General features: G+C 53.0%; 15 protein-coding genes. 9 read left to right on the top strand and 6 right to left on the bottom strand.

The window, feature by feature from the left end; genetic code table 11:
- Positions 1-31 precede the first annotated feature (31 nt).
- Genes SynPROSU1_RS05080 through SynPROSU1_RS05070 form a run of 3 tightly spaced genes read left to right on the top strand, consistent with a single transcriptional unit; the run spans position 32 to position 1,807 of the window.
- A complete protein-coding gene (locus SynPROSU1_RS05080; protein WP_186571790.1) occupies positions 32-712 on the top strand; it encodes an SOS response-associated peptidase in 681 nt (226 codons plus the stop codon).
- Positions 713-736: 24 nt separating this feature from the next.
- The gene (locus SynPROSU1_RS05075; RefSeq protein ID WP_186571788.1) at positions 737-1,465 is read left to right on the top strand and encodes a potassium channel family protein; all 729 of its coding nucleotides are present in this window, start codon (positions 737-739) and stop codon (positions 1,463-1,465) included.
- Positions 1,466-1,471: 6 nt separating this feature from the next.
- Positions 1,472-1,807, top strand: a complete 336-nt coding sequence (locus SynPROSU1_RS05070; protein ID WP_186571786.1) for a hypothetical protein — start codon at positions 1,472-1,474, stop codon at positions 1,805-1,807.
- Positions 1,808-3,021: 1,214 nt separating this feature from the next.
- Here the strand turns inward: SynPROSU1_RS05070 and SynPROSU1_RS05065 are convergent.
- From SynPROSU1_RS05065 to SynPROSU1_RS05055, 3 genes are all read right to left on the bottom strand, one after another.
- Positions 3,022-3,255, bottom strand: a complete 234-nt coding sequence (locus SynPROSU1_RS05065) for a DUF2973 domain-containing protein (RefSeq protein WP_186572254.1) — start codon at positions 3,253-3,255, stop codon at positions 3,022-3,024.
- Between the two features lie 448 nt (positions 3,256-3,703).
- The gene (locus SynPROSU1_RS05060) at positions 3,704-4,000 is read right to left on the bottom strand and encodes a hypothetical protein (RefSeq protein ID WP_186571784.1); all 297 of its coding nucleotides are present in this window, start codon (positions 3,998-4,000) and stop codon (positions 3,704-3,706) included.
- Between the two features lie 172 nt (positions 4,001-4,172).
- Positions 4,173-5,006, bottom strand: a complete 834-nt coding sequence (locus tag SynPROSU1_RS05055) for a PfkB family carbohydrate kinase (RefSeq protein ID WP_255444805.1) — start codon at positions 5,004-5,006, stop codon at positions 4,173-4,175.
- 961 nt (positions 5,007-5,967) lie between these two features.
- Here SynPROSU1_RS05055 and rpmG point away from each other — a divergent pair.
- From rpmG to SynPROSU1_RS05025, 6 genes are all read left to right on the top strand, one after another.
- Positions 5,968-6,168 carry a 50S ribosomal protein L33 gene (gene rpmG, locus SynPROSU1_RS05050; RefSeq protein ID WP_186571780.1) on the top strand — a complete coding sequence of 67 codons (201 nt, stop codon included), beginning with the start codon at positions 5,968-5,970 and terminating at the stop codon, positions 6,166-6,168.
- Positions 6,169-6,529: 361 nt separating this feature from the next.
- Positions 6,530-6,727, top strand: coding sequence for a hypothetical protein (locus SynPROSU1_RS05045; RefSeq protein ID WP_186571778.1), 198 nt, complete (start codon positions 6,530-6,532; stop codon positions 6,725-6,727).
- 563 nt (positions 6,728-7,290) lie between these two features.
- Entirely contained in the window at positions 7,291-7,506 is a 216-nt protein-coding gene (locus tag SynPROSU1_RS05040; protein ID WP_186571776.1) for a hypothetical protein, read from the top strand.
- A 104-nt stretch (positions 7,507-7,610) separates the two neighbouring features.
- Complete coding sequence (locus tag SynPROSU1_RS05035) at positions 7,611-7,799, top strand: hypothetical protein (protein ID WP_186571774.1); 189 nt, start codon at positions 7,611-7,613, stop codon at positions 7,797-7,799.
- Between the two features lie 43 nt (positions 7,800-7,842).
- Entirely contained in the window at positions 7,843-8,538 is a 696-nt protein-coding gene (locus SynPROSU1_RS05030) for a histidine phosphatase family protein (protein ID WP_186571772.1), read from the top strand.
- A 579-nt stretch (positions 8,539-9,117) separates the two neighbouring features.
- Complete coding sequence (locus SynPROSU1_RS05025; protein ID WP_186571770.1) at positions 9,118-10,155, top strand: chlorophyll a/b binding light-harvesting protein; 1,038 nt, start codon at positions 9,118-9,120, stop codon at positions 10,153-10,155.
- Between the two features lie 438 nt (positions 10,156-10,593).
- On the opposite strand, the gene SynPROSU1_RS05020 is transcribed toward SynPROSU1_RS05025, so the two are convergent.
- The 3 genes from SynPROSU1_RS05020 to SynPROSU1_RS05010 form a co-directional block, all read right to left on the bottom strand.
- Positions 10,594-10,908, bottom strand: coding sequence for a DUF3303 domain-containing protein (locus tag SynPROSU1_RS05020; protein WP_186571765.1), 315 nt, complete (start codon positions 10,906-10,908; stop codon positions 10,594-10,596).
- Positions 10,909-10,994: 86 nt separating this feature from the next.
- Positions 10,995-12,059, bottom strand: a complete 1,065-nt coding sequence (ribD, locus tag SynPROSU1_RS05015; RefSeq protein WP_186572253.1) for a bifunctional diaminohydroxyphosphoribosylaminopyrimidine deaminase/5-amino-6-(5-phosphoribosylamino)uracil reductase RibD — start codon at positions 12,057-12,059, stop codon at positions 10,995-10,997.
- A complete protein-coding gene (locus SynPROSU1_RS05010) occupies positions 12,059-12,547 on the bottom strand; it encodes a DUF3122 domain-containing protein (RefSeq protein WP_186571764.1) in 489 nt (162 codons plus the stop codon). Before SynPROSU1_RS05010 ends, ribD begins: the two co-directional genes overlap by 1 nt.
- Positions 12,548-12,555 lie beyond the last annotated feature (8 nt).

Here is a 12,555-nt window from a genome sequence, read left to right as displayed (position 1 = left end):
ATCATCAGTGTGTTGAGGAGAATGCGAAACCATGTGCGGTCGCTATCGCCTCGACACGTCTCGCGCTGAGCTTCAGCGGGTGCTGAACAGCTGGCTCCGGCCGGACGACGGCGCATGGCTGGCCCATTACGCCCCCCGCGACCTGATTCGCCCACATGAGCCGGTGCTAGCCATGCGGCGTGAACACGGAGCAGATCGTCTTTCCCACATGCTTTGGGGGCTGTTGCCGGGCTGGGTCAAAGACCCACTTGAGTCACACCGGCCGATTAACGCACGCGCGGAAACCATTGCTGAGAAGGCCTCCTTTCGCGGTCCGTGGCGTCATCACCGCTGTCTTCTTCCCAGCACGGGTTTTTTTGAGAAGGGGCATCTGATCCGTCGCAGAGACCGGCAACTGTTCTGGCTCGCCGGTGTCTGGGACCGCTGGATCGGACCCGATGGCAGTGAAGTCGAGACCTGCTGCGTGATCACAACTCGTCCGAACAGCCTGATCGAACCGTTGCACGATCGAATGCCGGTGATCATTCCCGACGGGCTGGAAAGCATCTGGCTCGAACCTGGGGATGGTGCACATCGTCGTGCCCTCGAGCCGATGCTCACGCCATCACCACCCGAGCCGTGGGAATGCCAACCGCTCAGGCCAACCCCTCAAAAGAACAGACATCAGCAGCTCTCCCTCTTGGATGGAGCAACGCTTGACAGCGGTCGCTAGCAGCCGAACCTAAGGGCAACCGCAGTGACCAAGGTGCTGGTGGGACTGGTTCAGCGAATCTTGCGGCGTGATGACACACAGCTGAAGCTTCTGCTGCTCTGCACCTTGATCGCCACCGTGGGCTTCGCCTTCCCTCGCCTGGTCTGGGCGACTTACATCGGCTACTCACTGATCGTCTTGCTGCTGACGCAGGTGATGGTGGGGAGCAGCAACGCTCCGGATTGGAGCGATGTGTTGTACCGCGGACTGGGACTTGTTGCCGTTGCCACCATGTGGCTCTGGCTTCTCACGCCCCTGGAACTGATCTACAGCGGCATGCCGCTGGCCCTGAGCTGGAGCGTGCTGGTGGGCTGGAGCGTCATCCGTCTGGTGACACGATTGGCCAGCACAAAACGCGTCACCGAAGCGCTGCTGATGGGCGCCACAGCGGGGTATCTCCATATCGGACTCACCGCAGGGCTGGTCATGAGTGCCCTCGAAACCATCCAACCCGGCAGCTTTGAGCCCTTGGAACTGGCTAGCACCAGCGAAACAAGCGTTCTGGCCAGCGCCCGAATCTTCTCGGCACTCAATTACTACGCATTTGTATGCCTAACCACCGTTGGTTTCGGAGACATCAGTCCGATGCTGCCCCTTTCTCGCATGGTGAGTGTGGCCACCAGCGTCGCCGGACCGCTCTACCTCGCTGCCGTGATGGGCGTGCTGATCGGCCGTTATGCAAGCAGCCTCGATCGGGAGAACCAAAACCACTGAACACACATGAAATTTGCATACATTCCACCCGCCTTGATCTTCGTCATCGCCTGTGCTCTCTTCATCGAACAACGGAGAACTTGGCAACAACAACCAGCAACCAAGCGCTTCATCCAGAAGAATATTCCTCTGGATGAAATCTTGTTGGAATGGGATCAAAAAGGGCTGAAGGGGCCTCGCTACATCTGCAGCTGCACCCAGACGAGATGTGGCAGCAAGCTATTATGGCCCTTCCGATCCTTTAAGCAAGCGGAAAGCATTCCTGTGCTTGGAGCATCAAACAAAGCCCTTCAAAACGAGACAGGCTTCACAGAGTGTTCTCCAGCAAGAGAGAGGGAATAATCCACGGAAGCGACTTCATCAAACAAATCACGAAACATTGCTTACGTCCACAAAAGCGACGGGGCACTGGGTTCCGCATAAATCACTTTTTAGCCGCCTCGTAGATCAGTCACTTGCAGAAATACATCGCCTTGATGGCTATTAGGTCTCGGTCACACCATCAGACCAATGCATCGTCAAAGCAAAAGGGTCATGAGAAACACAACATGGCATTCCGTTTGAGTTAAAATAGCAGGTTCCTTTATCCTCAACCGACTTCGCTGCAGATAAAAGCGATAGGGCAGCAGCAAAAAGTGCTATTGACAAGAGCTTTCTGAGGTCAAGACTCGCTCGACTCACCGCAACGCCTGTTCCTTTGTACCTAGCAATAACACTGGAAGCAGGTCAATGCGAGTATCTTGAGGAAGGATCGAGCATAAATGGATGGGGTTCTTTAAACAACAAAGAACCCCATCCATTTCTGACGGGGGGAGTGGCATTGAAGTTGGTTAGGCTTCATCCCTCAACGGGAGTTGATGTCTCGGATTTTTCGGCTTCTGAACGGAGGTAACGCTTTCGTTGCGCTGACTCCAGTCCGGATGTTTGCAATGGGTGTCTGGGGGCAACTGATCGTTCGGGGCGATCAAGACCCATGAGTAGTGGATGAATTCCTCGCCGGCTCATTGTGTTCTCCTTGGTTATGAGTGAATCTCGCGTCGTGACCTGCGGTCCAATCGCGTTCTTCGATAGTTTCATTATATTCGAATTGGTTCTGTGATCAAGATCACCGATATTGGTGATAACCGTATGAGGTTCTTGTCGGTAGCCGGATCACAACAATCGACGCCCCCTGCTTTTCCCCGAAAGGGCTTGCATTGCTTTCAGACAATGTGCATCAATCAGGCTTCCCGACGAGAGACTTACCTGACGAGGTAATTCATCGTCCAATGCTTAACCCTGGTCTACTGCAGATTCTGCAAGCCTTGGTTGACCTAGATAGCAAGAGTTAACAGCAGCATGAGCAGCGATCGATTTGAAAAGCTTCATGCAATGCGTGTGACGTGTAGGACTCTCACCCCATAAACACACCATCGCCATTCCAGCTGGAAATTTCCTCCCCCATCAGGTGGGTTGTTTTGCCAGATTTCGGGGCTTCGCATCCCCCGCCTGGTTCAAGGCTTTCCCCCAGGCAGCGACCCAGCATCCTGCCCTGTATCGGGAATCAATGGTCATGCTCAAGCCTCAGGAAGTACAACACCTTGCTTGTCAGAGAAACGCACAGCCCATAGCTCTTCGTTGGTCATCACACCGTTCTCATCCAACAGCTCTGGATGAATGGTTTTCAGCCCTGTTCGGTCGCTCGGAGCGCTAACCGCCGACGCAGACGAAAGACGCATCATCCGAAACGCTTGGAGAAGCAAGCACGTCAAGACGGCGGCGTAAGCGAGAGGGAAAAGACCTGAAAGCACGAGACGTTGAACCGGATATGAAGAAACGTTAACCACTGGTTTTGTTGGCCGAGGGTGTCTAGCAGGAGGCTTACCCCCAGGTGCCAACCCAACAGCCTGCGCTGCTCGTCTATGGACAGAAACGAGTTGAGCCAGTCCAGCAAAAGCTCCTCCACCGCTGATTCTCCAAGGTTTTACACCCTGCCTGACAACCACCGTCTGAACGCTTCAGGGACATTGGCTCGTCGTGCTGCAACCAGTTGCTCCAATAGGAACAGGGCAACGTGAGTGTCTTGATACAGAGGTTTAACGCGACTGCCCTGCGTGTTGCCAGCTCTGCTTAAGCAATCAAAAAACCAGGAGGGAAGAGGGGTCACCTGGTTCGTATGTCTCGTTGCTCTACCAGTTCAAGAGCATTTTTCAGATCTGTTCTGAAGCTCAACTGAGAGTTGTGTTGCCTCAACCCGTCTTAGTTCTGCTCACGAGATTTCTTCGCGGCGAGCCCGGCTTCAACTGCCGTTCCAGCAGCAAGAGCGACGAGTCCGAGTAAGCCAATCAATTGGTTTTGGATGTCTTCACCAGCTTCTGCTCCTTGTCCAAGAACTGCACCGAGTACGAACCAGGTCGTTGCCAGAGCAGATGTGATCCAGTACGCCTTCCAGCGGCGTTGATAGAGGTAACCAGCGCCTAAACCCGGAACCACGTTCAAGGTGACGGCGACCCAGCCTGCTGATGCGGCGAGGATCTCTCTTTCACTGGGTGCCATTGAAAAACAGACTTATCCAGCCATCTTCGCGGCATTTAGCGCCTCCCGTGCGCTGCCACCCTCCGAAATCTGACGTTCAAAACGACAAAGCCGAGCCGCTTAACGCCGACAACAGCCCCATGGCTTTGGAGGGAATCACTGAGCAAGGTGATAGGTGAACCGTCCAAGTTGACTAGCCGTAGGGTCCAAAGCGCGTGGCACATGCCGCACCACACTGAGCACCCAAAGCAATGGCCTCCGCCAAGGACCAGCGGGCAGCAAGGGCTGTGACCACCCCCGCTGCAAAGCTGTCACCGCAGCCATAGCTCTCCACCATGGGCCCCGGAAGTGGCGCTGGTTCGTAGCGCCCGCCCGGAAGACTGAGCCCTCCTGCGGCACCCTCTGTGCGAAGGAGAGTTTGAGGAGCTGGATTCAACTGATCCGGCTCCACGCGTTCACCCGGATCAAGCCCACTGCCAATCAAAGCGTCGAGGCACACCTTGGCCTCCTGAAGCACAGGCAATCGAACCCGCGGAGTCGCGGCCAGGACAGCAGCAGATCGGCAGGCTTTCAACAAAGGCGCATCAGCTGCCGTGACGAAGAGGCCGTCGCACTCGCCGAGGGCCTGCCAAGGAAGATCGTCGTCGAGTGATGGGGTCAGCCGCTCGCCGATCACGGTGATCGCCCGGTCTCCCTCGCCATCGACCAAGCTCAGGCCCCGCCGGGTTGGCGCCTCTCTCCAGGCGACATGCACCTCAACGCCCAGACGCTCGAGCCGGTTAACGCAGGCTTGTCCGAGCGAATCGCGGCCAAGGGCTGTAAAGAACTGGACAGGCTGCCGCTGCAACCGTGCCATCTGCACAGCAGTGACGGCACCACCACCTGCGGGTTCCTGCAGGGTCCGCAAAGCGTGACCGATAGCACCGGGACGGGGCAATTGATCCACCGCCAGAAATTCCACCCACTCGACATGGCCGACGACGGCCAAGCGCAGCGGCGGCAGAGCTGAAGCAGAAGACAACGGCAATCCCAGACCTCTGGAGTCCCATCCTCTCTGGTGATTCGGCCCGAAACCGACTGACCGCTGCGGCAGCTCATGACCCATGCGGATCCCCTGATGTCATCATCTCGACTGGGCCAGATACGTGGTCCTGATCGAAGGCCATCGATGCCCTAAATACGCGCACAGAACTGCGCAAAGATGCCTTTAAAACAGCTGCATCAACAAGAACACCAGGTCGCTAGGCAAGCAGCCTTGAGCAAAAATCAAAAAGAAAGTAAATGCCAAAACTGGCCTGCATGAGAGTTATTTTCTCGAATAAGCGACAGAGGCAACGCATGGGAGTGCCAAGTTCGTTGATACAAGGCCTTGACTCTTTTGAACCACTCCAGTGACGCATTGGAACAACGGCCAGAAGGAACAAGGCAATAGTGAGGTAGGACGCTTGGAGAAGCATCCAAATCGATGGCTGATCGTGCCATCGGGCGCTGGTACACCAACTGGCTTCTTCGTCGCAGGAGGAGTCAGTCCGGCGTTTCCTCTATTGAGATGAGTGGCATTGCAACTGAGCCCCGTTTCATTTGGACAAGTTGATTGCCTCATCGGAACGGCACTTTTCATTGGCCCAGGTCATTGTTTTTGCGAAGGGAAGCTTGACAGCACCTCTTCAACCCGATGATTCTGGCGAGCCATCGGGCGCTGGAGCAGAACTGACTCTTCTTCTTGAGCGACGAAGAGTCAGTCCAGCGATACGGCTTTGTTCATTGACAACTCTGCGACAAGGCCTCGTTTCATTTGAGCTCTGCCAACACCTCGTTTGCACAAATTCTCTGCGTGAATATAGGCATTGTGGATTTGAAGGTACTCGCGAGGCACCTTCAATCCGATGACTTATCCGGGTCATCGCGCTGGGGTTACAACTGACTCCTCTTCTCAACCGGAGGGGTCAGTCCAGTCACCCATACCCTAAACAAAGTGTCAAATCGTTATGGCCAAGAGCAAAGGCGTTCGTATTATCGTAACTCTCGAATGCACAGAATGCAGAACAGCATCAGCTTCGGAAAAGCGAACACCCGGCGTGTCGCGATACACCACCACCAAGAATCGAAGGAATAATCCTGAACGACTTGAGCTCATGAAATTCTGCCCTCAGCTCAACAAGATGACGCTGCATCGCGAAATCAAATAATAGGGCCACAAGTTTTCTCATACGAAGCAAAGCACGAGCAGATAAGCAAAAGCCTTAAAATAGGACCACAAAATTAACGACGAAGACAGCAACTTGCAAAAGCCAAGTATCACTCAGAGCTCAATTCTTGAGCAAGTTATCATACAAAAAGACAAGCTGACAACACGCGAAAGGCAGCCTATCAAAAAGCATTTCCAGACTTCATGCAGACAACCGCAAGCCAATAGGCGAGCGCTCAAATCTCACACTCCGTAGAATTTTCAGCCAACAATCAGCGTATCAATGCGATCAATTGTCGGTAAACTTTAAGGCAAGCCATGAAACTCATACCAGCTATTTTTGGTGAGAATACACTACAATCATGACCAACATCGAAGCATTTGCTCACATTATTGATCTGGCGAACAGAACGACTGACAAGACCACATACGACTATTTAATGAAAGAGGCTCAGGAAATCATGAGCGACACAAAAACGGAAGACATCAGTTACTGCGACTTTGCAGAATTGGTCAAAGAGCGACTCGACAATAAATTACAAAGAACCAAACTGGAATGATCCCAAGCTTCCCAGAAGAGGAATATTGAAATCGGAATGAATATCCTGAACCGAGAGAAATTGCCACCTGCAATGCTCTAAGCAAGGAAGAGAGAGGATCTAGCTTTCAACAGACATAACAAATACCGTTGAGGTCTCCACGGCATCCTTCACCGCCTAGTTTCCCCAATAAAGACTTGGCAGCTTGACTTCGGGAGTTCATCGCGAGTGGCAACATCAGTGCGCTCATCGATAGAGAAATAAACCGCGATTCATTCGTGCCTGAGATGACATCGGTCACGTCTGACTAGATCAAAACTATGCCGCTCTTGCGGCATAGGCAGCATCTCTTTCCATTGAAGCAGCGAACATTGATCAGGACAGTTCATTCCAGCCGGAGCTGTTCACACAATGAATTCGATGCTGTCGGATTTATTGGGCGTCACCTGACTCTTCTTCCCTCCAGGTTCAAGAGTCAGGCAGGCGTTTATAAGAGTGAAAATCAATATTGATTTCCATTGTTCCACTCCTTTACACCGGTCAATAACTGGTGTTGATTCGTTCCAATTTGCATCTGTCTTCTGATGTCCCGCAAATCGACCCGTCTCGCCAACCTTGATGCATCGGTGATGGAAGCTGAAATGCGCTGCGGTTCAGAATGGCCGATAGGCCTTGTTGATGCGATTGCACAAGCCCATCAGACCACAGTTCGATGTGTGGTTGAGCGCCGCCGTGTTTTGCGCCCCTCCACTCGCTATGGCTCCAACAATCCAGAGTTCAACCCAAATTTTGCAAACTGAACCCTTCAGACTTCTTGTCTGTAATTTTTGAACTACAAAGAAGCGTCATCCTGAATACAAGACTGAGCAGTGCGTGTTGAAGTTAGAATTCTCGCGTAATTTCTATGTCACTTTCAGAATTTGAAATAGCTGTTGGAGGGATCACATCGATTCCAATAACGAGCAGTTTATTCCTACTTGCCTACAAAACATTTGGCGAGCAACGGCTGGATTCTTCCAACCTGAAACCCAAAAAAGTTTCAGCCAAGCCAACTCAAGCAACCAAACAGCAAAATAAAGATACTAAAGAATGAACAGTCGCTCAACAGTTGAATAAGCAGACTATCAATCCAACCAATGTCAAAAACTCTTGTTGCATTACTCGCAACAATGCTTCTTACTTCTTGCGGGCTAAGTCAGGCACCACAATCTTCGCCTAAAGATAGTCAGGACCAATCGATCAAAGCGACCAATCAAAGAAGTTCCTCTAACAAGCCTTCCGTTCGGAAGGCTGACAGATCTTCACTACTGAAATCCCTTAAAGATGGAGGCTTCATCATTTATTTTCGACATGCAACAACGGAAAACGATTATGCAGACCAAGCCGATCCTCTGATGAGTCTTGATGATTGTAATTCACAGAGGAAACTAAGCCTCCAAGGTATACGGGAGTCTCACGAGATTGGAATGGCCTTTAGTTCAAAAGCAATTCCAGTTGGTCGAATCATCGTTAGCGAGTATTGCCGATCATGGAAAACTGCCAATTTCGCATTTGGGGAGTGGACACAAAAAGATTCACGATTAAACTTTTTACCCTATGAAGACTATACAGACGATCACATTGCGCTGATGAAAAAGAATGTCACACCGTTGTTGACCCAACCTCCACTACCAGGCACTAACACTGTCATTATTGGTCATGATGATATTTTTGAGTCTGCAACAGGAATCTACCCAGAACCACAAGGCATCGCTTATATCCTTCACCCCGATGGGAAAAACAGCTTTGAGATCATCGCGAATATTTTGCCTTCCGAATGGGAAAAGCTTTAAACACAGAAATACATTCCATGCTTGATCAATTGATTCAACGCATGTTCTAGATCTAACACGCATTTGATGCGTTATTGACATCCTATGGCTGTCAAGCCTTGACAATGGTATGGTCGCCCTTGGACGGGGTTTGACAACAATGAAAGAGATTTATCTCTCGTCAGTAATGACGGGAGATAAATCTCTTTTTCTAGCGTTTGCATGCAAGACAAGCCATGGGTGGATGAACCACGGCTTGCCTGAGCCTGCAAAACCCCTGCAAGCTCAAGCAAAAGCTAGAGGGTACTCCACTTTGCCTGTGGGTTCATTTGATACTTCTATTGCCCTCAATTAATTTATACCAGCCACGAAGAATTATTGGTTTTCAACAGTGCGCAACTGCCTATCTTGTTTCAATTGAACTTTTTTTTCATATCTATTGATCGAGCCTCCCGTCTTGATTGATTCAATCAAAAAACCAATCAGATCAAATGACTCTTTCGCTCGTCAAATAAGATTGAGCCCTAAAAAGTAATGTAAAAACGGATCAGATTTGAAGGGCTTAATCCTTAGCTTGCAATTGCCACATTTTTTTTTAAGATGCAGTCTTATGGAAGTCCATCAGTCAGTTATGACTGGTGGGCGGGAAATGCAGGAGTGGCTAAACGAAGCGGCTCTTTCATCGCAGCGCATGCAGCCCATGCAGGATTGATCATGTTTTGGGCGGGCGCTTTCACCTTGTTTGAGCTTGCTCGCTACAACAGCGCGTTGCCGATGGGTGAGCAAGGACTAATTTTGATTCCTCATCTTGCCGGTCTCGGTTTGGGTGTTGGGGAGGGTGGTGTGATCTCAGATGTGCAACCCCTCGTCACGGTCGCAGCCTTTCATCTGGTTTCATCTGCTGTTTTGGGAGCAGCTGGTATTTGGCATACACTCCGGGCTCCGAAAGATCTTTCGACTGCTGAAGGTCGTGCCCAGAAGTTTCATTTCGACTGGAGTGATGCCAAACAGCTCACTTTCATCCTGGGGCATCATCTGATCTTTCTTGGCCTTGGAGCGATTGCCTTTGTGGAATGGGCAAAACGGCATGGCATTTATGACAGTGCTTTGGGAGCTGTTCGTCGGGTTGAGCCGAATATCGACCTTGGAATGGTCTGGGGTTATCAAGCCAATTTCCTCTCAATTAGCAGCCTCGAGGATGTGATGGGTGGTCATGCCGTGTTGGCCTTTATTCTCACCATTGGTGGCGTTTGGCACATCATCACGAGCCCTTTCGGTCCCTTCAAGAAACTGCTGATTTACAACGGTGAGTCGATCTTGTCGTACTCGCTTGCTGGTGTGGCGTTGATGGGCTTTGTAACCAGCGTTTGGTGTGCCCAAAACACAGCCATTTATCCGGTTGAACTATATGGAGAACCATTGAAGTTGGGTTTTGCATTCTCTCCCTACTTCAGTGATACGACTGCTCTCCCAGGCGATGCACACACTGCACGCGCTTGGCTGGCGAATACGCACTTTTACCTTGCCTTCTTCTTCCTTCAAGGTCATTTTTGGCATGCTCTACGTGGCATGGGCTTTGATTTCAAGCGCGTTTCTGAAGCGCTTGACAACATGGGCAACAGCAAGGTGAGTGCTTAATTGATCTGACGATATTGATTAACATTATCGAAGCACCCCTCGTCTCAGTGAGATGGGGGGTCTCATCATTTTTTATTGAGATTCAGGCACAATCCCGTCTTGTCTGTTCACTCCCCCTTCAGCGTCTTGTTGTTGCTTCAAACTGACGGCTTTGCATCAGGCCTTCAATGGCTGATTGCTCACCGGTCAACAGACTTTGACAAAACGATTGGAAGAATCACCGCCTGAAAACCACAGGAGAACAACAAGAGCACATCCAGCACGTCCATGAGTCGTCTTGCGTTGGGTTTTGTTCAAAATCGAGTGGTCAGGCCCTGATCAGCTGATCGCTGCAACTGCTCAGTCATGTGGATTGCTTGGCAATGCCCTTGCAAAACTGAGACAACCAAACTGCTGTGCCAGCAGCCTCAACCGCCAGAGCCAGGAGAGCTGAAGGAATCAGCCCACCATCGACTCAAACAGCTCCTTGTGGCATTCACACACCTCTTCATCGCTGAAGGCTGGTTGCATGTCGAACTCAACCCCGAACATGGCGCGCCAGGGAGCGAAATGCTTGAACAGCTCCTTGGTGCCCCGGGCCTTGCAGATCACCACACCGCTGCCGGTTTGTGGACAGTGGGTACGGCTGATCAGCTCGAAGCCGTCGAAGCAATCCGCTTCTGCTCCACTGGCCATGTAATCAATCAGTTTCGCGTAAGCAGCCTTCTGGCCTTCGATCTCAGGAAACTGCCAGGTCACGTTGTAGAGCTGCATTGTTCGAGGTAAAACCGCTCGTCTCCTAGACGAGATCCCCTGATTTGTCTGTCGCTCAAGGTGTGCGACCTCTGCAGAGGCTTGGATTAAGAGCCGATTCGCCAGCGCAGCAGCCAGTCCTGCCCAAGCAGCTCGCACTGATGCCAGTCCCCCTGCAGCACCTCCTCCATAGCACTGAAGTTCAGCTCCCCCAGGGGAGTGCGGGCTGCTGTCCCCCCCATCAGCTTCGGAGCCACCACCGCCGCGATCTCCTGCACACAACCCTGTCGGATCGCTGCAGCCGCTAACTCGGGGCCGCATTCCCACAACACTTGGTTGCAACCGCGCTCCGCAAGGGCCTCCATCAGATGCAATGGATCACAGGCCGAAAGCCCAAGCCCCTCTGGGCCGCATGGCAGACGCTGGGGATCAGCATCGGGCCCATAGGCCACTAGGGTCGGCGCCACCGCGGTATCCCAGAGCTGCATCTGATTGGGCAGATCCAAGCTCTGGCTCAGCACCACCCGCAGCGGTTCCGGTGAACGCCTGCCCCTGCTCGTGAGCAGCGGATCATCGGCGCGAACCGTGCCGCCCCCCACGATCACAGCATCCATGCCACTGCGCAGCTGATGCACCCAATCGCGGGCTGGTGGGCTGCTGATCCACTGGCTCACGCCATTCGGCAGGGCGGTACGGCCATCCAGGCTCATGGCCCACTTGAGAATTCCGAAGGGCCGGCCGGTACGGATGCGATGCAGAAAAGCCCTGTTCTGCTGGCGGGCCTCATCGCGGAGCACGCCGCTGATCACCTCCAGGCCAGCCTCACGCAGCTGGCGAATTCCGCCTCCATCCACACGAGGGTCAGGATCCTCCAGAGCCACCACAACCCGACGGATACCGGCCTTCACCACCGCCTCACTGCAGGGGGGCGTGCGGCCGTGGTGGCAACAGGGTTCCAGGGTCACCACAAGCGTTCCACCACGGGCCGTAGCTCCCGCCTGCCTCAGGGCACCCACTTCGGCATGGGGTTGCCCACAGCGGGCGTGAAAGCCCTCTCCCACAAGGCGCCCATTACGATCCAGAACCACAGCCCCCACCAGGGGGTTGGGGCTGGTGTGACCTTCGGCGAGGGCGGCCAAAGCCAAGGCCCGACTCATCCAGAGCTCCCACATCAGCTCAGGGGCAACTCCTGCAGCGAGCGCCATTCACCAACGACGTACGGAGGCACAGGCAACTCGGTGAACACTCCGGGCAAGACCATGCGCAGCGGACGGTTGTTGCTGAGATCGTCCAGCAAAGGATCGAGCGCGAATTCGGCCGCAGCTTCACGACCGTCCGAGGCCAGCACCGGATTGGCCAGAGTGATGTCATCCAGCTGCCATTCGCGCCGACCCGCCAGCACTTGAAGACTGACCGGATGATCCAAACGCAGTTTTCCGGGATAGCCCACAACGCGCAACACCACAGGCTGCCCCGGAGGCCCCTCGCGATAGGCCACCGCCTGCCAACTGTCGTAATCGAGATCCCGCAAGCTCTCCAGAGAGCGCACCATGGCGACACCTGTCTCACTCTCATGCTGATGAACCTGGGCCCAGGCCATCCCTGGCGTGAGCAACAACAGAACTAAGGCAGCCACCAGACAACAGAGGAGACGGCGCATACGGATGG

It is taken from the genome of Synechococcus sp. PROS-U-1 (assembly GCF_014279755.1).
GTDB lineage: Bacteria > Cyanobacteriota > Cyanobacteriia > PCC-6307 > Cyanobiaceae > Parasynechococcus.
Note: the sequence above shows the minus strand (reverse complement) of the source record. Positions and strands in the feature narration are given on the sequence as shown.

Coding starts and splice junctions, on each gene's coding strand:
- SynPROSU1_RS05080 (WP_186571790.1), top strand. CDS start 32: ATGTGCGGTCGCTATCGCCTCGACACGTCTCGCGCTGAGCTTCAGCGG.
- SynPROSU1_RS05070 (WP_186571786.1), top strand. CDS start 1,472: ATGAAATTTGCATACATTCCACCCGCCTTGATCTTCGTCATCGCCTGT.
- SynPROSU1_RS05060 (WP_186571784.1), bottom strand. CDS start 4,000: ATGGCACCCAGTGAAAGAGAGATCCTCGCCGCATCAGCAGGCTGGGTC.
- rpmG (WP_186571780.1), top strand. CDS start 5,968: ATGGCCAAGAGCAAAGGCGTTCGTATTATCGTAACTCTCGAATGCACA.
- SynPROSU1_RS05045 (WP_186571778.1), top strand. CDS start 6,530: ATGACCAACATCGAAGCATTTGCTCACATTATTGATCTGGCGAACAGA.
- SynPROSU1_RS05040 (WP_186571776.1), top strand. CDS start 7,291: ATGTCCCGCAAATCGACCCGTCTCGCCAACCTTGATGCATCGGTGATG.
- SynPROSU1_RS05035 (WP_186571774.1), top strand. CDS start 7,611: ATGTCACTTTCAGAATTTGAAATAGCTGTTGGAGGGATCACATCGATT.
- SynPROSU1_RS05030 (WP_186571772.1), top strand. CDS start 7,843: ATGTCAAAAACTCTTGTTGCATTACTCGCAACAATGCTTCTTACTTCT.
- SynPROSU1_RS05025 (WP_186571770.1), top strand. CDS start 9,118: ATGCAGTCTTATGGAAGTCCATCAGTCAGTTATGACTGGTGGGCGGGA.
- SynPROSU1_RS05020 (WP_186571765.1), bottom strand. CDS start 10,908: ATGCAGCTCTACAACGTGACCTGGCAGTTTCCTGAGATCGAAGGCCAG.
- ribD (WP_186572253.1), bottom strand. CDS start 12,059: ATGTGGGAGCTCTGGATGAGTCGGGCCTTGGCTTTGGCCGCCCTCGCC.
- SynPROSU1_RS05010 (WP_186571764.1), bottom strand. CDS start 12,547: ATGCGCCGTCTCCTCTGTTGTCTGGTGGCTGCCTTAGTTCTGTTGTTG.